Origin of the sequence: Amycolatopsis sp. AA4 (assembly GCF_002796545.1) — a bacterium.
Taxonomy (GTDB): Bacteria; Actinomycetota; Actinomycetes; order Mycobacteriales; family Pseudonocardiaceae; genus Amycolatopsis.
In genome coordinates, this window is the sequence record NZ_CP024895.1 from 170501 (window position 1) to 192414 (window position 21914).

A 21914-nucleotide genomic window follows, 5' to 3' on the forward strand; every position below is an offset into this window, starting at 1 on the left:
CGCGGCGAACCTCGCCGCGATCCGCGTTCTCGCCCGCGTGCGCCACGAGGACCCGGACTTCGTCGCCGACGACGGGTCCGCAGGCCTGTCGCCCGACGACCGCGCGACTCTGGCGCGCTGGTCCGGGTGGGGCGCGGTCCCGCAGCTGTTCGACAGCGACGACTTCGCCGAGCAGCGCGCCGAACTGCGGCAGCTGCTCACCGACGAGGAATACGCGGCCGCGAGGCGCAGCACCCAGAACGCCCACTACACCGACGCGGCGCTGGTCTCGGCGATCTGGGACGGCATGGCGCGCCTGGGCTTTGCCGGGGGAGAGGTCCTCGAACCCGGCTGCGGCGCCGGGCATTTCATCGGCCTGGCACCGGATTCCGCCCGCATGCACGGCGTGGAACGCGAACCGGTCAGCGCCGCCATCGCGAACCTGCTTTACCCGCAGGCCGACATCACCGAAGGCTCGTTCGCCGACATCGACGCCGCCGAGGGCGCGTTCGACGTGGCGGTCGGGAATGTGCCCTTCGCCAAGGTGAAGCTGCGCGACGACAAGCACAATCCCGGCCGCCAGCACTCCATCCACAACCACTTCATCCTCAAATCCCTGCGCCTGACCCGGCCCGGCGGCATCGTCGCGGTGCTGACCTCCCGCTACACCATGGACGCGCGCAACCCCGCCGCCCGCGCGGAAATGGCGCTGCTGGCCGACCTGGTCGGCGCGGTCCGGCTGCCCACCGGCGCGCACCGCCGCGCCGCCGGGACCGAAGCCGTCACCGACCTGCTGATCCTGCGCCGCCGCGACGACGACGCCAAGCCCGACCCGGTCGTGCCGTTCTCGGCCTGGGAAAAAGCCCTGCCCGCCGCGGTCGGCGACAACGGCGAACACGTCGAGATCAACCAGTACTTCCTGGACAACCCGCAGAATGTCCTCGGCGAGTTCGCCCTGACCCATGGCATGTACAACGCCGAAGACCTGAAAGTCCGCGGCGACCTCGACGCGCTGCCGCAGCAGTTCGCGGCCGCCCTCGCCCGCATCGCCGACAACGCCGCCGACCGCGGCCTGGCGATGACGCCCCGCCGCGCAACCGTCCCGCGCCCGGCGACCGCGCTCCACATCGTCGACCCCCGGGCCGCCGAGTTCCAGGGATTCCTCACCGCGCTCCCGGACGGCGGCTTCACCCGGCGCATCGGATCCCAGGACACCCCGTTCGAGCCACCGAAGGGCCAGGCCGCCGAGCTGCGCTCCCTGCTCGGGGTGCGCGACGCGGCGATGGCGCTGCTGCGCGCGGAACGGGACTCGATCGACGACACCCCGCAGATCACGCACCTGCGCGAGCAGCTCAACACCGTCTACGACGCCTACGTCGCCGAATTCGGTCCGGTCAACCGGTTCACGGAGCGCCCGCAGCTGCGCCAGGGCTGGCACGTGTTCGGGGACTGGTGCGACCGCAACCACCACGACAAAGTCCCGGCCTCGCGCGACGCCGTGCTCGCGTACCTCACCGAACTGCGCGGCCACGGCCTCGGCCAGGACATCCTGCAACGCCACCTCGACGCGATCGTCAAGGGCCACGAAACCGCGTTCGGCAAAGCGGTGAAGAAGGCGGCGAAGCAGGAAGCCGTCAACCGCCGCCGCAACGATCCGGGGCTCGACAAAGCAGCGGTCGAACAGGCGCTGCTGGAGACGATGGAACCGGAAAGCCTGCTGGCTCTGGCCGGCATCGACGACCCGCGGCTGAGCGCACGCGTCGCGGCCGCAGGCCAGCAGATCGTCGACGGGGCACCGAAAACCACGCCCAAAGGCCTCGATCTCGACGCGCTCGGCCTGCGCACCACGATGATCATCCGCCCGCCGCAAGGCGAATTCCGCACCGACCCGTTCAGCAACGTCGCCCGGGCCCTGGAGAAGTTCGACCCGACCACGCAAACCGCCCGCAAGGCCAACATCTTCACCCGGCGGGTGGTCAACCCGCCGCGCCAGCGGCTCGGGGCCGACACCCCCGAAGAAGCGCTGTCGATCTGCCTGGACACCCACTCCCGGATCGACCTGCCCGAGATCGCCCGGCTGCTGGGACTGCCAGGGGAGGACGAGGCCCGCGCCGCCCTCGAAGGGCTGGTCTTCACCGACCCCGACACCGGCGAACCCGTGTGGAAACCGTTCTACCTCTCCGGCAACGTCCGCCAGAAGCTCACCCGGGCCCGCCTCGCCGCCGAGGACGACCCGGCCTTCGAGGCGAATGTCGCCGCGCTCGAACCGGTCATCCCCGAAGACCTCGGCCCCGAGGACATCGAAGTTCGGCTCGGCTCCTGGATCGGCCCCGAGTACGTGCGGGAGTTCCTCCAAGAACTGCTCGAAGACGAGAACGTCGAGGTCGAAAGCGTCGCCGGGCTGTGGCGGGTCGCCACCAACCGCTCCAAGCTGAGCAAACCGTCCCGCCTGGCGGCCGAGGAGATCTGGGCCGGCGGCGGACTGGACGCCTACGACCTCACCGAGCGGCTGCTCTACGGCGCCCCGATCCGCGTCATGAAGACGATCGAGGTCACCAACCCGGACGGGGAGGTCGTCGAAAAGGAGGTCCTCGACCCCGAGGCCACCGAAGAGGCCACCGACAAAGCCGTCGAGATCAACGACCGGTTCGCGGACTGGATCTGGGAGAAGAGCGAACGCGCCGAGCGCGTCATGCGGCTCTACAACGACGAGTTCAACGCCGAGATCCCCACCGATTTCTCCGGCATCGAACTGTCCCTTCCGGGCCTGTCCCAGGCTTTCACCCTGCGCGAGCACCAGAAGATCGCGGTCGCCCGGGTCGTCTACCAAGGCGGCACCGGACTGGTGCACGAGGTCGGCGCGGGCAAGACGCTCGAAATGATCGTCGGGGTCATGGAGCGCAAGCGCCGCGGGCTCGCGGACAAGCCCGTGATCGTCGTGCCCAACGACAGCATCGCCGAGCAGTTCACGCGCGAGTGGCTGCAGGCCTATCCGGAAGCCCGGCTGCTGACCGGATTGAGCGCCGATCTGGCCAATGACAAGAAAAAAGGCAAGGACGGGCGCGCCGATTTCGTCGCCCGGGTCGCCGCCGACGACTGGGACGCGGTGATCATGACGAAGGAGTCCTTCCAGCGGATCCCGCTGCCGCCCGAGATCCAGGAAAAGTTCCTCAGCGCCGAACTCGAGGACCTGCGCCAGGAAAAAGAAGCGCACGCCGACCTCATGAGCGACTCGATGACCAAACGCATCGAGTCCGCCATGGAAAACGCCGAACAGCGCTTGGAAAAGCGCCTTGCCGAGATCGACCGCGACACCGCCGGGATGACGTTCGTCGACGCCGGATTCGACTTCGTGGTCGTCGACGAAGCGCAGAACTACAAGAACGGCCTGGTCCTGTCCGCGATCCCGGACCTGGTGATCGAGGGAAGCAACCGCGCCATCGACCTGGACATGAAGCTGGGGCACTTGCAGGACCGGTTCGGCACCGCCCGGGTCGTCCTGGCCACCGCGACGCCCTGGACCGGGAAATACAGCGAGGTCTACCTGTGGCTGCGCCGCCTCGGCCACCGGCTGCCCCGGTTCGACGTGTGGGCCAGGACCTACGTCACCGTCGAGTCCTACATGGAGATGACCCCCGGCGGGACGCTCCGCTCGAAGAGCCGCACCCGCCGGCCCATCAACGAACCGGAACTGTGGCGGTCGCTGCGCCTGACCTCCGACATCAAGATGAAGCGGGACCTCAACCTCAAGGTGCCCCGCCTGCGCGACGGCCGCATCGAGGTCATCGAGGTCATCGCCTCGCCCCAGGCGCGCATCTTCACCCTCGACCTGGCCAGGCGGGAACGCATCCTGCACGGGCCGCCGACGAAGGGCACCGACAACCACCTGGTGATCGCCCACGACGGGCAGCTGGGCGCGCTCGACCTGCGCACGGTGGGCATCACCACCCCCGAACCGCAGAAGGTCGACGTCATCGCCGCCGACATCCACGCCGAATGGCACGCGGCCAAGGACAACGTGTACCTGCGCGAGGACGGCACCGAACATCCCGTGCGCGGCGGCCTCATCCTCGTGTTCTGCGACGAAAGCACCCCGAGCAAGCACTGGAACTTCTACGACGAACTGCGAACCCAGCTCCACGCACGCGGCCTTCCCGAAGGCAGCGTCCGCTACATTCACGAAGCCACCTCCCCGCAACGCAAAGCGGACATGCTCGCCGCCGGACGCGAGGGCGCGATCTCGGTCCTGGTCGGGTCCACGATGAAGATGGGCGCCGGGATCAACGTGCAGACGCGCGTGATCGGCGGCTACGAGATCACCGGCCACTGGCGGCCCGACATCACCGCGCAGGCCATCGGCCGCGCCGAACGCCAGGGAAACCTTAACGAGGAATACTTCTGGAAACGCGTGGTCCTCGCGCCCAGCATGGACGCCAAGAAATGGGAGATCACCGCCCAGAAGCAGGCGATGTTCGCGCCGCTGTACGCGAGTGTCCCGCCCGAGCGCACCCGCGAGATCCAGAACGACGAAGGCCAGAGCCTGGCCGACGTCATGGCCGCCGCGACCGGCGACCCCCGGTACAAGGAAAAGGCCGATCTCGACGTCGAGCGCAAGACCCTCAACCGGCAGCGCTCCAGCCACGGACGGACCCAGCAGGCGCTGAAACTGTCCATCACCCGCGGCACCGAACGCATCCCCCGGCTGCAGGCCCTCGCCGAACGCCAGGACGCGGTCGCCGAGCACCTCGTCAGCACCGACGGCGACAAGTTCGCGATGACGGTCGGCAAACGCACCTTCAGCAAACGCCCCGAAGCCGCCCAAGCCCTGCGCGACCTGCTGGCCGCGCGAATGGCCGCGGCCCCGCAGACCCGCGTCGCCACGGAAGCGCCGATCGGGTCGATCGGCGGATTCGAGATCACCGCCCGCTTCCGGCCGCTCGAACGCCGCGAACTCCGCATCCACGTCACCTTCCCCGCCGCGGACGAGAACACCCCGGGGTTCTACCTCGACCCCGCCGACCTGCCCGGCGGGATCGGCCTGGTCACCCGCCTGGAAAACCAGCTGAAAAACATCGCCGCCGCAGGCGAGAAGACCCGTCGCGACATCGCCGACGAACAAGCCGGCATCGAAAAAGCCCGCACCGCGGTGGGAAAGCCGTTCCCCGGAGAACAGCGGCTCGCCGAGGTGACGCGCCGCCGCGCGGAACTGATCACCCAGCTCAGCGAAGACGACGACGACGTCCGCGAACTCGACGAAGACCCGGACTCACCGGAAGCCCAAGCCCGCCGGGAACGCTCCGAAGCGCGCATGCGGGAATTCGCCAAGCTGTTCGACGACGCCGTCGACACCGCCCGGCTCCTCGGCCTCGCCAAAACCAAGGCCACGACATTCGGCTCCTGGTACCGCGAGATCGCCGGCCCGGTCGCGGCCGAACAGCGCCCGTCGATCGAGCAGTCCCTCGACGTGTGGCTCAGCATCGGCCAGCCCGGCTCACACGACCGGACCGTCCTCGCGCCCCAGGGCGCCGCCCCGCGCCCCGCCGCCGATCCCGTCGCGACCGGCGCCGACGGAACAGCGCAGGATCCGGCCGCGTCCGCCAGCGACGAGCAGCCGAGTCCGGCGGCGCAGCTGCAAGACCCGCACGCAGACCTCGACCTGCCCGCAGCGTCGCCCGCCGCCGCAGGACTGGCCGGAACGGCCGCCGCTTTCGGCCAGGACCGCCCCGATCGCTCGGTCGCCGAGTACGGGCCGAGCGACGACGAGGCCGGCCGGACCACGGCGCCAATCACGGCGGCGGCCGCGCTCGACGCGGCCGCGACAACAGAGGCGAGCGCGCCGGACGCGCCCTCCGGCCTGCCGGGCTTCGCGCGCGGCACCGCCGTGCTCGAATCGCTGCGCACCAACGACCTCGTTCGCCGGTGGACGCTGCTGGAGGCCGAGATCGCCGCCGCCGGCTACACCCACATCCGCCGTGCCCAGGCCGGGTCCGGGCGCGTCGACCACGACGCCCGGCAGGTCCTCACCGACGAGGAGACGCCCTTCGAACACGAACTGCGGTCGCTGGCCGCCCACGTCGAGACCCTGCGCGAAGACCTCAACCAGCCCGCGGCCTCCGACGCCGTCGCCGCGCTGATCGCCTCGGACGCCGCCCTCGACCCCGACCGCAGCGCCCTCCTGCGCCTGGTCGTCGAGAACGGCCCGCAAGGAACAGCGGCGCAGTTCATCGCGGAGCAGATCCAGCAAGCCGCCCTGCTCTACGCGATCGCCAGCGCCGCGGCAGGCGAGCCGGTCGCGCCGCTGCTGGCCCCGAACGGCGACCCGATCACCGGCGACGCCGGTCTCGCACCGTGGATCGGCTACAACCGTGCACCGCTGACCTGCGGCGACCTCGACATCGAACTGGTGCGATCCGAGACCGGCATCCACGGCGTCTTCACGCCCGGCGGCGGAAACCACGGGTCCTACCGGCTCCGGCTGCCTTCCAGCCCTCGCGGCGAGGGCCCGGTTTCCCTCGATGCCGTCATCGCGTCCCTCGCCGGCGCGGGGGAGAAGGCGGACGAGCACCGAGCCAGAGCGATCGGCGAGATGGCCCGGGCCCGGCCGCTCGCTCCCGCAGCGGCCGAGGACTCTGCGGGACGGGAAGCGCCCGTCAGCAGCGCGGAACCGGTTTCCCGCGAACCGGCCGAGCACGAGGAACATGCCGCGCAGGACACCCCCGCAACCGACCAGGCCGCCGCATCCGCCACGCCGGAGCAGGGCAGCACCGGCGCAGCCGGCGATTCCGGCCGGACCGCGCCGACGGAGCAGGCGGCGCCGCACGACGCGGAACCGCGGCACGAGGCCCCGACGGTCTCCGCCGCGCCGGTCGACGACAGCCGCGCCCCGGACACGGCGCCGGGGGCCGGGCTCCCGGCCGATCACGAGCCCGCCGCGGGCGCGCAACCGCACGCCCCCGACACGGAGCCGGAGAAGGAGGCAGACCAGGATCCTGCTGTTCCCGACGACGACGCCGCGGCCGACGCGGCGCCACCGCCGCCGACGCTCGCCGGGATCCGGGCGATGGCCGCCGAGCACGGCCTGGACGTGACCGTGGCGCGGGTCGGCACCGAAACATTCGTCACCGTGCACGAACCGGGCGTGCCGGTGCCGCCGGTCCTCTCGCTGCCCGCCGACCGCGCGTCCGTTGTGGACGGCGCGGGGCGGCCGCTGGCCCCGGACGCGATGCCGGAGTACCTCGCGCGCTACCGGGAAGCGATGGACCCGGCGTTGTTCACGATCGCCACGACGGTCCGGGACTGGCCGCGCCGGGTCGCGCAGCTCGCGCCGCACCTGCTTCCGGGCGAATTCCACCGCGACCAAGTCGCCGTGGAATTCGCCACCGCCGCGGTCCTGGTCGACCGGGGCCGGCCGAACGAGGCGGAGGACGCGCTGCGCCGCGCCGAAGCAGCGGCGGGCCCGCATGTGCTGACCCCGGAACGGGAACTGCGGGTCGTCCGGGCGATCACCGACCACGCGGCGGGCTACGCCTCGACCGGGACGCCGGGCCGCTACATCGCCGAGTCGCACGTCGAGGGCGGCACGACGTGGCGGGAATGGGACTGGATCGAGGCCTACATCGCCGCGCATCCCGAGGTCCTCGCCACCGGCCTTCCCGACCACAAGAAGATCCGGGCGCGCGAGGCCGAGGAACTCGCCGTCGCCCAGGACGCCGGGAAACGCTTCGACCTCGAAGCCAAGCACGCGTTCAAGCGCGGCGACTACGCGAAGGCTCTCGACCTGATCGACACGGGCGAAATCGTCTACCCCGACCCGCAGCGCGGGTGGCGGCTGCGCCGGCAGCGGGCCGAGGACGCCCTCGCCCGCCGCGAGGGTCGCGAACCCGCCGAAGACGCCCTCGCCGAGCCCGGCGAGCACGCCGACGATCGCGAGACCGCGGCCCCGGCGCCGCAGATCCCCCCCACCGACGGGCCCGCCCTGCACGCCGCGGTCAACGCCGCCGCCGCGGCCTGGTTCGACCGGCAGCTCGACGAGCACGCTGCGGCGCAGGAGTTCCTGCGCAGCCGTCTCGGCGGCCGGGAGCCGGTCGACCGCGTCCGGGCCCGCGACGGCGACGACCGCGGGAAGCTGACCATCGGATACGCCCCGGACCGCTGGGACGGCCTCTGCTCGCACCTGCTCGGCGAAGGATTCGCCGAGCAGGACCTGATCGACGCCGGGGTCGCGATCCGCGCGAAGACCGGGAACCTGGTCGACCTGTTCCGGCACCGGATCGTGTTCGCCGTCCGCGACGAGCAAGGCCGGATCGCGGGATTCACCGGCCGCACGCTGCACTCCGACGACATCCTCGAACGCGACGAGCGGACCCCCAAATACCTCAACACCCGCAACACCGACCTGTTCGTCAAGAGCCGGCTGCTGCTGGGGCTGCACGAGCAGCGCGATCTCGCCGGGCACGCCAGCCCGGTGTTCGTGGAGGGCCCGTTCGACGTGGCCGCGCTGATGGCCCTCGCCCCGCCGGAGCGGCCGATGATGTTCCTCGCGACCTGCGGGACCGCGCTGACCGACAGCCACCTCGCCGCGGTCGACGCGCTGGTGCCGGTCGAGCGGCCCCGCGTGTACGGCGGCGACAACGACGCCGCCGGGCGCACGGCGCTCGCCGGGCAGATCGAGACGGCGCTCGTGCGCTACCCGCATGCGGACGCGCTGGTCCTGCCCGAGGGCCGCGACCCCGCCGAGTGGGCCGTGCAAGCCGTGCACGACGCCCCGGACGGGGGGTTCCGGGGTTCCCCGCCGACCCGCTGGGCCATGGAGGCGCTGGTCGACCTGCGCATCGCGCCGTACGCCGACCGGCTGGGCGAGGACTACGAAGTCGAAGCCAGCATCAAGGCCGCACGCGACGCCGCCGCGGCGCTGGCCCTGGTCGAGCCCGAGCGGACCGCCGAGCTCGAAGCGGCCCTGGTCGCCCGCCTGCACATCGATCCCGTCCACCTGGCCGAGTTCGTCGGCGACGCCCGCCAGGCTCGCGACCGCACACGCCCGCGCCAGCCCGCGGCGGCCGCCGCGCCTGCTTCCGCCGCGTCCGGTCCGGCGGCCCCCGACGGGGCCGAGGACCGCGCCGACCCCGTCGTCCAGGACGAGAGCACCGCTGCCGACCGGCCGGGCAGTCCGGCCGACCCCGGCCCGGACATCCCGGATCCGCACCAGCACGACGAGGACACCGCCATGGACGACCGCCCGGAGCCCGTCGGCGACGGGCCGTGGCTGCTCGACCCGGTCGCCCGGCGACTCGACGAGCAGACGCCGCTGTCCCGGCTGGACCGCACCGAGAACGCCGCGGACGTCTACGACGCGCTCGCCGCCTCGGTCACCGGGGACGCGCTGGACCGCCTGACCGAGTCCGGCGGCCACGAAGCCCTGGACCTGCTGCTGCAAGCCGACCGCCTCGAAGCGATCGCGCAGGCCGCCGAACGCGCCCAGCACGCCCCCGTGATCCTCGTCAAGGGCGACACCGAACAGCGGCTCGACCCCGACCGGATCGACGGCGCGTTCGCGCTGCTCGCGCAGCGGCCCGGCGAGCGGCTGGCGCTGCGCTGCGGGGACCTGACGTTCCGCTGCGGCACCGACCGCGCCGGGACCTACATCGCGATCGAACCCGCGGTGTGGAGGTCGGACGACGAGCAGCCCTGGGCCGACCGCGCCCGTCTGTCTGCGGCCGCGACCCGGCCCGACGCCGCCGGCCAGGCCCGCGAGCAGGTGCAGGACCGGATCGGCACGGCACGGGCCCGCGCGACGCTGGCGCGAGGACGGCTGACCGCCGTCCTCGCCGGGCGCGGGCTCAGCGACGGCGCGCTGGCCCGGGCCGGTCTCGCCGACAACGCCGACCGGCTCGGAACCCAACAGGTACAGCGGATCGGGGCCCAGCTGGCGCGCGTCGACCTGCTGCGCCAGTTCGCCGTCGCCGGCGCGCTGCCCGCCTCCGGCGACGAGTTCACCTTCGGCGGAGAACCGCTGGCCGACCCCGGCCCCGCGCTGGCGGAGGTCTCGCCGTTCCCGCAGGACCCGCACCACTCCGAGGTGCTGCGGTGGCGGGGGCTGGAGGTCAGCACCCGGTGGACGGACGAGCAGGAGAAGCCGTTCCTGTGCCTGGCCGTCGCCCCGGCCGGGCACTCGGGAAGCGACCGGCGCCCGCCGCTGATGTTCGAGATGACACCCGAGTGGTTCACCGACACCGGCTACGCCCCCGACCGGATCGTCGAGTTCGTGCGCCGCACCGTCGCCAACGCCGAACGCATCGCCCTGCGCGAACTGCAGGCCGCGCAGGAGGCGATCGGCGCGCCGGAGCGGGAGGACCGGGAACGGGCCGAAGCCGCCGCCGAGCGGACCGCCGCCGCCGAGGAGCAGACCGCGGCCGCGCGCGAACACGCCGCCGCACACCACACGCTGGTGATCGAGCACAACGCGTCCGGGACCCTGGTGCACGGCAGCAGCAAGGACGACACCGCGCTGCACAAACTGTTGCACACCCACAAGTTCAAGTTCTCCAAGCGCCAGGAATTCTGGTTCCTGCCCAGGCCGTGGCATTTCGACACGCGTAGCGTGCACGCCCGGCTGCTGGCCCGTGACCTGAGAGCGGCCGGGCGCGCGCATGAGATGTGGGACAACGAAATCGCCGCCCCCGAAACGCCCCCGCCGCCCCTGCCGGAAGCGGAACCGTTCACCACGCGCAAACAGTTCACCGACGCCGAACGAGCCGCCACGTCCGCCTACTGGGCTGTGCACGAGACCGCGTCCGGCCGTCGACTGCTGGGCTTCGGCAACGGTCGGCCGGACGCCGAGGCGCTGCGAACGGCCCGGGACGAGATCTCCCAGCATCGGTTCCAGGGCGACCCGGCGCAGAGCCTGGACCGCTACGTCGCCCTCTACCGCGCGGCGAAGATCCTGTATGACAACCTCGTCGCCGAGCGCAAGAACGCGCCGAAGATGATGGACCGGCTCAAGCTCCTGGTCGAGCGTTCCGGACGCTTCGCCGCCGGGCTGCGCGCGCTGATCGAGCAGAACCCCGGCTCCGGCCTGATCGCCGACGTCACCACCGGCCACGAAGCCGCCGCCGAGGAAACCGTCGCCGTCGCGCCGTCGCCCGAGCCCGAACAAGCCCAGCTCGACATGTTCGCAACCGCCGGCGCGGAGACCGCCGACGACGAACGCCGCGGCGAGGACATCGCCGCGCCAGCCGAAACCCCAGCCGACACCGACACGCCTGCCGAGCCGGAGGCCTCGGCCGGCGACCCGCGCGGGGAGGACGACGCACCGGAGCGGGAAGCACGCGACGCCCTGCCCGAGCTCACCGCCCGGCAGAAAGCAGATCTGCGCGGGACCTACAGCGGCCTGCACGACCTGCTGACCGCCGCCAGCTTCACCCACGTCCAGGAACCCGGCATCGGCGTGCCCGGCGCCATCGACGTCGAGGCCCGCACGGCCACCACCGACCCGGATCTCCCGCCTGAGGAGAAGATCCGGTGCCTGGTCATGCAGACCGACAAGATGAGGCTCCACCGTGCCCGACTGGCCGAGCAGGCGCGCACCGCGCTGGCCGCCGCGGAACCGGACGAGGCGACCGCCGCACGTGCCGGGGAACTGGCCTCGCTGGCCAGCCAGCTCGACACCCTCGCCGAAACCGCCGCAGGCGCGAAGCGCGCCGAGCGGCGCTGGGTCGTCCCCACGCACTCGTTCGTTTCCCACCAGCTCAACGACGGGGAGGTCGAAACCGCGCTGCACGGGTTCGCCCGCGCCGCGCAGCAAGGCATCAGCCCGGCGGAAGCGTTGAAGGGCAAGCAGATCGTGGTCGGACCGCGCTCCACCGGGCTGACCTGGCACACCCTCAACCTGGAATTCTCCCGCAACGACGACAACGGCGTCGTGCTGTCGATCGCCACCGCCGACCGCCGGAACCGTGACGAAGTCGCCGTCGACCCGCGCTGGCTGGACATCGAATCCGGCGGCGCGCAGATCCGCTCGGCCTTCGAGCAGCGCGTCGCCGGCCTCGGCGCCCGCGCCGACGCCGCCCGCCTCGAAATGCTTGCCCTGCTCGCCGCGGACACCGCTGCCGCGCACGAGGGACCGGTCGACACTGCAGCGCGCCTCGCCGACACCGCGCCTGCCGACGCGACGACTGCGACCGAACCAACGCCAGAGCCAGAACCCAGCCCCGAACCCGCGGCTGAGTCCGCGGCGGAACCGGAGCATGAGGCCGGGGACGCGCCGGCAGCCGCTGCCTCCGCGCAGCCGCCCGAAGCCGGGCCGTCGACTGCCGTGCACGACGATCAGGACAGCCGCCTCACGCTGGCCGAGGAGGCGCTCGGCGGCGGCAAGCCCGACCTGGACGCGGTGCTCGGCCACTGGCAAGGCATGCCGAACCCGCATCCCGACGACCCGGCCAGCGCCGAGACCTGGGACTACGACCGCGACAGGCTGATCAACGAAGTCCGGGGAGCGCGCAAGACCCAGTTGTCGCCGGGCGGCGTCCTGCTGGCCTACAAGCGGAACCAGCGCACACCGCTGTGGACGGTGGTCCAGACCTCTACCGGGCATCCGGTGATCGACACTGCCGCGGTCGCAATCCCGCCGCACAGTGCGCCCCGGCCTTCGACCCGCTACACCGTGCTGGGACTTCCCGACGTGGCCGTGCCGCGGGTCCTGGCCGCACTGGAGCGCGGCCAGGACCCCGACGGACACCGGATCGACTGGACCGACCACGCCTCGATGACCCGCACCGCCGCCCAGTGGCGGATGCCCGGCCTGAACGGCACGGTGGTGTCCGGCGACGACGCCGCCGGCGTCGGACTCCGGCACCTGCTCGCCGCCGCGCTCCTGGACGCCGCCGCCCTGCATCCGCAGGCGGTCTGCGGATCCCCGGCGTTCAACCGCGCGCTCTACGCGGCCCTTCCGGACGAGAACGCGCTGTGGGGCACCAGGATCCCCGGTGATCTCGCAGAAGACTTCCGCGACGTCGCGACCCAATTCAGCGCCGAGGGCCCCGCGCTGCAGAACCCGCGCCAGCAGCACCGGAAACTGCGCAAGCGCAAGCAGGACGACCGCACCTACGCCGTCGTCCGCCTGGCGGCGACGCTCGCGTTCACCGGCCGGCCGCACGCAGCCGTGCAGCTGCTGCAGAACCGCGCCGACGAACTGGAGCCCAGCGACGAGACCCGCCACTTCCTCTACGGCTCCTACCGGCTGCGCCACCTCGTCCGCGGCATAGAGGAACTGTTCAGCCCCGTCGACACCGAACTCGAGCGGCTGCTGTCCGCGACGCCGGGCGACCGCGTAGTCGCCACAGCATCGAAAGGCGGCCCCGGCATCGGTTCGGTCTGGATCGTCACCGGACCCTCGCGGAGGACGACGATCCCGTCGACCGGCAACTGGCAGGTGGAGATGCGCGTCGACCTGATGCACGACTCCGGCCCGGTGCACGCCGCGCTGCACATCGCACCGGGCGAGCGGTCACGGCGCGTCTGGTTCGACTACGACCACAGCCAGCCCGACAACAGCGCCGATCGAGTGTGGAGCGACGACCAGCTGTACCACGCCTCCGCCGACAACTGGGCGTTCGTTCCCGCCGGTGAACAGCTTCCGGATACCGCGGCCGATCTCGAAGCGCTGACCCGCCGGGCAGCAACCGCGTTCGCCGACGGGACGTCGCGACCGGACCACGCCGTCGCCGACCCGTCCGAAGCCGACGCGGAGCAGAACGGGACGGAAGCGGGCGAGAAGGTTCCCGCATCCGCCGCAGTCGCTGACGAAGAACCTGCGCCGGTTCTGTCCTCGGTGGACAGTTCCGGGGCTCGCGGCGACGCTCCCGAGAGCACCGCGGAACCGGAGGCGCCCCGCGCCGAACAGCCCCGCGAGCACACCGACAACGCCCCTCCTGCCGACATCGAGAGCATCTCCGCGCCTGGGAAGGAACCCGCGCGGCCGCAGGACGAACTCGACTCGCTGACCCGTCGCGCGGCAACCCCGTTCGCCGACGGGACACCCGGGCCGGACCCGGCAGCCGCCGAGCAACCCGGGGACCACGCGGAGCAGACCCGGTCGGACGCTGACGGGAACAACTCCGCACCCGCCGCGACAGATGACGAAGAACCCGCGCCGCCACTGCCCTCGGCGGACAGCGCCGGGGCTCCCGCCGACGCGGCCGGCGACGGCGCGGAACCGGCCAGGGCAAAGGCGCGGGCGCTGATCGAAGGCATCGACGCTGAGTTCCTGGCGGCCGCCGAGCAGGAACTGGACGAGTCGCAGACAGGCGAGAGCGCGCTCGAACTGCTCGTGACCGGACTGGACCTCCACAACCCCCGGCTCGTGCCGCCGCCGGTCGCCGAAGAGATCGAGCTCGCTGTGCACAACGTCACCCGCGGCACGGGATTCGATCCCGATTTCCGCGCCCAGCTGGCGATCAGACGCGGACGCGGCGCCGAGGACGCGGCGTGGCTGGCCGCGCTCGCCGACGGATTCTCCGCCCGCCGCGGCCCCGACGATCCGCTCGGCCGGGTGCTGGCCCGCACCGGGATCGACAAAGCCGCGTCCGACCTGCACGACATGGTCGAGCTGATGGGCATCTACGGCAATTTCGCCGTCCCCGGCCGCCCCGCTCCCGACGGGGGGCCGGCGCAACCAGACACCGGACCGGGCAACTCCGCATCCGCCGAGGCCGCTGCGGAGGAGCTGGAGTCCGCCCGTGCGCACGCCCGCGCCCTGCTCGAAGGAATCGACGACAAGACCCTGGCCACCGCCGCGAGGCTGGCTGGGGACAAGCTCGATCTGCTCTTGCGCGCGCTCGGCGACGGTCCCGCCGCGGTGATGGACAAGCCCGTGGCGAGCGTCGTCGTCGATGTCGTGGGCAGCGTGGCCGACGACATCGGGTTCGACCCCGACCGGCGTGCCCGGCAGGCGGTGGAGTCCGGTCTGGGCGTCGCCGCCGCGACGGCGATCACCGCCTTCGCCGACGCCCTCGCCGACCGCAGCGGCCGCGACGACCCGCTCGGGCGAGTGCTGCCGCGCATCCGGGCCGACGACCTCGTGTCCGGCCTGCACGCGGTAGCCGACCGGATGGGCGTCCACGGCGGATTCGCCGTCCCCGGCCGCCCTGTTTCCGCGCCCGAGGACACGGCCGAACAGGACCGCGGCGACCGCGGGCTCGACCAGGACGCCGAACCGGGCTTCGACACGGAGTACGACGAAGCCGGGTTCGCATTCGTCCCCGGCGTGACGAACATCGGCGAGCTGTTTCTGGCCCACGGCTGGGTCTTGCAGGAGGAACTGCCGAGCGAGATCGGCGGGATGCGAAACGAGCACTGGTACCGGCACGACGTCTCGGTCGCCGTGGGCATCACGCCCGACGAGCGCGTGCTGACCACCGTGGCCCGCAGGCACGGCCCCTGGGACTCGCCCGATTGGCAGGAAGCGGAATTCACTTCGGGGCAGAAGCTGCGCGACCTGGTCGAGCAGGCCGGTTTGCACGGCGTCGCGCGCCCGGCGCGGCTTCCCGGGCTGTGGCGGGTCGAGAACGCCGACTACGCCGACGAGGCCCGCGCGGCGGTCGAGGCCGACGCCGAGGCGCGTCTGGTGACCCGCGCCGCCGACGCGGCACAGCCGGCGTGGTCGTTCGCCGACGACGGCCAGGGGGTGCCGCTGGCGCCGCCGCTGCCGGAAGTGCCGGTGACGGATCGCAACAGTCTGCTGCGCTACATCCTGGGCGAGCGCTACGACGAGAAGGAGACCCGGAACCTGGCGTCGATCGTGATCTCCGGTCGTGCCCGCAACGGCACGCAGCCCGTGGCCGCGCTGCAGCAGCTGCGCGAGATCGATGCCGAGGTCTATCGACGGGCCTTCGCCGCGACTGCCGGGTTCCGCACCGGGAAGAAGCTCGACGTCGCGCGAGCGCGGGAAGCACTGGTGCGCTTGGCCGAAGGCGACCCCGCGCTGCCGCTCAACGCCGCGGGCCAGTACGCCGAGATCACCCACGACAACGAGCCGCAGGCGCCCGACAGCGACGGATGGATTCCGGTGGACCGGCCGCGACCGGTGCGCGGGCTCGTGGCCGACCTGCGACCGGACACGAGCCTCGGACGCGTGTCGGTGTTGATCGACCGGGACGTGGTCAGCGCGGACGGAGCGCCGCGCGCATTGCAGGTGCTCGACGTCGACGGACGGGTGTCGCTGCTGGATCCGGCGACCCGGCCGTCGCCGGAGGAACGGGCAACCGCCAGCGCCGCGATGCAGGAGTCGATCGAGGCCCGCAAGCGCGCGCTGGGGATCGGCGATCACACCGCGCCGCCGACTGCCGCCGAACCCGCCGCAGCCGCCGAGACGCCCGTCGCGGAGGAGCCGGCCGCCGAAGACGCGGGCGCGGCACGCGACGCCGGTCCCGTCCAGGAACAGGAGACCGCCGCAGCGGATCCGGACGTCCCGGTCCTGCGGCTGCCCGACGGGCGCGAACTCACGCACCTGCCCGACCCGGGACGCGCGGAACTGCCGCTGTACGCCGCCATCGCCCGCGAGGCCTATCAGCGCACCGAGCCCGGACGGTTCAGGCTCATCGTCGCCCGCGAGGCCGACGGCGGCCGTTCGTGGTGGTGGGCGCTGCACCGGATCGACGCCGACGGCGCGATCGCCGGCATCGGCATCCGGCCCCGAACAAGCATGCACGCCACCGCCGAACGCGCGCTGGCCGCCGCGCAGCGGCGCCTCGCCCCGCTGGAACAGGCCCTGGAGACACCGGTCGAACCCGTGCCGGGGCTGTCCGGCCCCTTCGCGTCGGTCACGTTCGTCCCGGAGTGGGGGGACGTCGCCGGGCAGCTGGAGCACATGGAATGGCCCGATGCCGTCCGGTCGCACCGGCCCGCGAGCGTGGCGACGACCATCGTCCGGCGCATGTTCCTCTCCGTCTCGCCCGAGGAGAACGCCCGCTGGCTGCTCGGCGACGGCTACAGCCCCGAATCGGCGGCAGAGGTTTCCCGGCAGCTGCGCGAGCTCGCGGCGGTGATCAGGGCCAGCGGGCTCCCCGACGCCGTTCCGGGCACCCACCGCCGGATCAGCGGCGAACTCGCAGCGACCGGGGCTGCCATCACGGCGCGCCTCGAACAGACCGCCCCGCCGCCGGCTGCAGCGGAGGCGATCGGCGAGGACATCCCGCTGCCACCCGAACCGGAGGACCGCGAGGACGCGAACCTGCCCCCGGACCTGGCGGAACTCGATGTCGAACCGGTGTTCCTGGACCTGGACCGGTGGCGGCATCACGACCGTCCCGACAGCGAGGGCTCCGGGGTGCCCGAGCCTGCGGCCCGGGCGCACAACCATCTGATCGACCTGCTGACCCCCGCCACGGTCGCCGCGCTGGAGGACCGTTCCCGCCGCTTGATCGCGCACCAGGTGCAGGACTCCTACCGGTACGACCTGCTCGCCGCGGCCGTCCGCCGGGCGGGCAGGTCGCAGCAGCTCTACAGGACCGGGTCCGACGACCGCGGCTTTCTGCGGAGGTCCTCGGACGACCTCGAGGCGTGGGATTCCGTCATGGAGGCCTTGGGCGCGGACCCGGACTCCTACGGACAGGTGAGCTGGGGGCAGATCCGGTTCACCGTCGAGCGAGGCCGCGGCCGGACCGTCGCGGTGATCGCGGTCGCCGACCTCGACTCCGGCTACGTCGACGTGATCGACCGTATTCCCTACGTCGCGGGCGAATCCGGCTCCGACCGGCTGGACCGGATCGGGCACGTGCTGCGCGTCGCCACCGAGGGAGCCTCTTCCCGCGCCGTGCTCGCCCGGGGCTTCGCGACCGAGTCGCTGGACGCCTACCGCCGGTCTGCCCGGGAGGCCGCGTCGGCGCGGCTGGAGGCCCTGCCGGGCGTCTTGCCGTCGTCGGCAGGAGAACGCCGCAACGAGATCTACTACGAACTGCAGGACATCAAGCGTGCCCGGGAAGCCGTGCTGACGCTCGCGCGCGGCCGGCTGGACGCCCTGGAGTTCGGCGGCCCGGCCGACGACGCGGACGCCTTCGAGGAGTACCCCGGCGAACGCCCCGTCTCCGATCCCGGTGCCGTCCTGGCGACCCCGGAGGTGCGGGACACCCCGGGCGCGGAGAGCACGAACATCTTCTGGCGCGGCTTCCTGGTCTACACCTCCCACTCCCATGACGGCCGGCTCGAACTCGTCCTGTGCGAGAGCCACGGACTGCCGTCGTCGCTGCTGTCCATCCCGCTGACCGCCGAGCAGTTCACTCCCGAAGGAGTGCTCGCAGCCCTGCACGACACCATGGCCACTCTGGAACAGACGGTGCTGGACCGCACCGTCGCGGCGACCGCCGCCGTCGCCGACCTCGAGGCAGAGACCCGGGCCGCGCCCGGGAACGACGCCGGGCCGCACGCGGAAGCCGCCGCGGCCCCGGACCCGGCTCCCGCCGAACCGGCGGCCGCCCCCGGCGATCAACCACCGCCGACCCGGAGCGGGGCGCCGTCTGCCCCGGCCGACGTCGAGGACGCGGAACAGCCCGGGCTCTTCGACCTCGCGCCGCCGCCCGCGCCCGAGGCCGCCGCGCGTCCGCCGGCGGCGCCCCCGGGCGAGGGGGAGACCCGGCCCGGACCTCCGGACTCCGCCGAAAGGGCAACGCCCGCGCCGACTTCGCCCGGCGAGGTCGCTCCCGAGGCCGCCGACGATGCGGAGCCCGCCGGCCTGCCGCGCGCGCCGTTGACCGCCGACGACATCGCGCTTGCGCTGGGCCGTCTGCACGGCACACGCCTGGCCGAGTTCCTGCGCGCCATGAGCAACGGCGCGAAGCTGCCGCTCGCCGACGCCCAGGAACGCCAGGTCACCCGCGCACAGGACGAACCGGACCCCGGCGCCGCCGAGCACGTCGCCGCGCAACGGCAGGGGCTGGAGGTCCGCGTCGACACCGCGACGGAACAACGCACCGGCCGACCGAGTTGGAAGGCGGTCCACGAGTGGCTCCGCGCGGGACTGCACCGCACGGACCTGCGGATGCTGAGCGAAGCCTCCGACGCCCGCGGGCAGTTCGCCGCCCGCGCCCGGAATTTCGCCGCAGCGGGGGAGGGCGTTCTCTACCGCACGGCGCTGGGCGAACTCGACGCCGTCGTCGAGCAGGCGACGGCGAGCATCGTCGCGCGCGCGCTGCGCGCCCACAAGTCCGGACAGGCCCCGAAACCCTGGAACGGCCGGGGCCGGGACCCCTTGCTGCGCAACGCGTCGGACAACGAGCTGAGCGAAGCCCAGCGAACCGGCCTCGCCAGGATCCGCGAACTCGCAGCCGTGATCCCCGCCGACCCGCACGGCCGCCCTGCGCCCCTCGCCGACACCGCCGAGGACGCCGCGGCGGCGGCTCAGGTTCCGGCCGCCGAATCCGCCGCACCGGCGACGAAGCCGCCCGCGTCGGCCGGACCGGCCGCTGCCGCTGCGACGCCTGCGCCTGCCGCGGTCGACCGCGCAGAGCCGACACCGCCCGCGGCGCCGACCGGCCCGGCCGAGGGCAACCCGCTCGACCTGCTCCGGTTCGACCCTGCCGGGCCGGGCGCAGCCAGGCAGCTCTCCGACCTCGCGATGCCCGAGCCCGTCAGGCTGCACGAACCCTCGCGGCTGGCCTACGTCGTCGCCGGCCGGCTCATCCAGAACCGCGGCGTCAACGTGCAGGCCCACGCGACCTGGCTGTCGAACGTCGCGGCCAGCCCGGCCGAAGCGGCCGAGGCGGCAGGGCAGATCCGGCATCTGGCGGCGCTGATCACCGCGACCGGCCTGCCCGACGACCTGCCGGGAGACAGCGGCCAGCATCTCGTCGACGCCCTCGTTCGCACCCGCGAGGCCCTGCTCGCACGGCTCGGGCTGCCGCTCGACCGGCAACCGCCGCCCGCGCACGGCCCGGACCCGGCGGCCGTCGCCAAGGAGACCGCCCCGCCGGAGAACCCGGAACCCACGGAAACCTCGGCGAGAGAAACGGCGGCGGTCCTGCCCGAACTGGATCTGGGCTGGGGCGAACTCGAGGGAATGGCCGAGGAAGCCGGATACACCGTCGTGCGGCAACGCCACCTCGCCGAACCGTCCACCGATCACGACCTGCGCGTCATCGCCATCCCGCACGAGTCCGACAAGGAACGCCAGCGAGAACAGCTCGGCGCCGAAATCGCGGCCCTGCTGCGCGAACCGCGACCCGTGCCGCCCGGGGCGACCGCGGCCCCGGCGGCGAAGTTCTATCCCTCGTCACCGGCTCCCGCTGCGCCGTCGACGACGGACGAGACCGCCGCACCGGCGGCGGACCACGTCGACACGGCGCTCCCCGCCGAGCGCGACGGAACTGCCCTCCACGATCAGGACACCGCCCCGGCGGCGAGCGAGGCGCAGGCTCCGCCCGCCGACGGCCGGGAAGCCGAACCGGCCGCGGCAGAAGCCGGGCCGGCTGCACCGCCGGAACCGGCCCCGCCCGGCGCGCCGCAGGACGCGCCCGGCGAACCCCCGGCCGACAGGGCGGCGGAAACCGCCGGGGACGCTGCCGACAGCACGCGCCCCGTCGCCGGGGACGCCTCGCCGACCGGCCCCGCCACGACGCGAGAGCCCGTCGCCGCAGCCGAGGAAGACCTCGCCGACTACGAGGAATACCTGGCCGAGAAGAATGGTGAGCACGACGCGGCGGCAGTGCTCGCCGCGAGCCCCGCGCCCGCAGAGCCCGCGCCGCCAGTCGCCGAACCCGGCCCCGCACCAGAGATCGCGGCTGCAGCGTCCGAACCCGGCGACGCCGCACCGGAACCGGCCGAGGAGGCAACCGGAGCTGCTCCCGTGGCGCCGTCGCGACAGGCCGCCGCGCCGCAGTCGGCTCCGGCGCCGCGGCGACCGCGCGAGCGGCGTGGCCGTAGTGCTGCGGCGAACTCCGGAGCCGGGCGCCCGCCGCAGGATCCCGTGCCGCACCAGCGCGCAGCCGATCCGGTCGGGCGGCAGTGGGCGGCGCTGGTGGACCAGGCCACCACGCTCGGATTCGCCGTGCGCAACGCCTACGACGGCGTCACCGCCGTGAACTGGGACGACAAGGTCGTCCACGTCGCGGTCGGCCAGCAGCCGGTCGAGCGGATCGTGGCCCTGGCGCTGAAAATCGGCGAGATCAGCGGCGCGGCGGCCGCGGTCCCCCGTGCCCGCCGGCCCGAGCAGAACGCCCCTGACGTCGCCGAGGACGCCCCGCTCCGGGTCGAGCCGCAGACGCACAGCGCCGACGACAGCGCACCGGTGCCGAGCAACGGCGCGGTGCAGTCGGCCCCCGCCGGGTCGGACAGCGATCCGCTCGACACGGAGCACCCGATGTTCAATCGGACGATGGCCGAACTCGGCTGGAGCGAGCCACCTCTGACGATTCCCGACACCTGGCCCAGCGGCCCGGTCCACCGCGAGCCCGCGGCCGCGGACCGCCGTCCGCTGTCCACAGCGGACTCGCGAGGCCCCGAAGACGAGGCGCAGCACGGACGTGTGGCTGTGCAGCAGCGGATCGCTGAAGCAGAGGCCGACCCGGTGCCGTCCGATCACCCGCTGTTCGACCGGCTGCTGGCCGAACTCGGCTGGAACGTCGAAATCCCCCCGCCGCCCGAACCGCAGGCGCCCGCTCCCGACCTCGCCGCAGAACACGGCCGCGCCGAGGGCGGCGCCGAGCCCGAACGACCGGAGCAGCAGCCCGCTGCGCCGCCCCCGCCGACCGCCGAGCCGCCGGAGCCGGACCGGCAGTGCGAAGCGGGCCACCAGAAACAGCGCCCGACGAGGCTCGGCGACAGCGCCGCGGCAGCCTCCGGAGCCCGCATGCCCGCCGCACGCGCCCGGGGCGGGGCGATGAGCCGCGCGTTCAGCGCCTTGGGCTTCGGCCGCCGGAACGGAAGGCGGTGAGCGCCGGGCCCGCAGTCTG

Annotated in this window: 1 protein-coding gene; it reads left to right on the forward strand. The window is 73.1% G+C overall.

What is annotated here, in order from left to right:
- Window positions 1-37 precede the first annotated feature (37 nt).
- Window positions 38-21895 carry a DEAD/DEAH box helicase family protein gene (locus CU254_RS41685; RefSeq protein ID WP_100267205.1) on the forward strand — a complete coding sequence of 7286 codons (21858 nt, stop codon included), beginning with the start codon at window positions 38-40 and terminating at the stop codon, window positions 21893-21895.
- Window positions 21896-21914 lie beyond the last annotated feature (19 nt).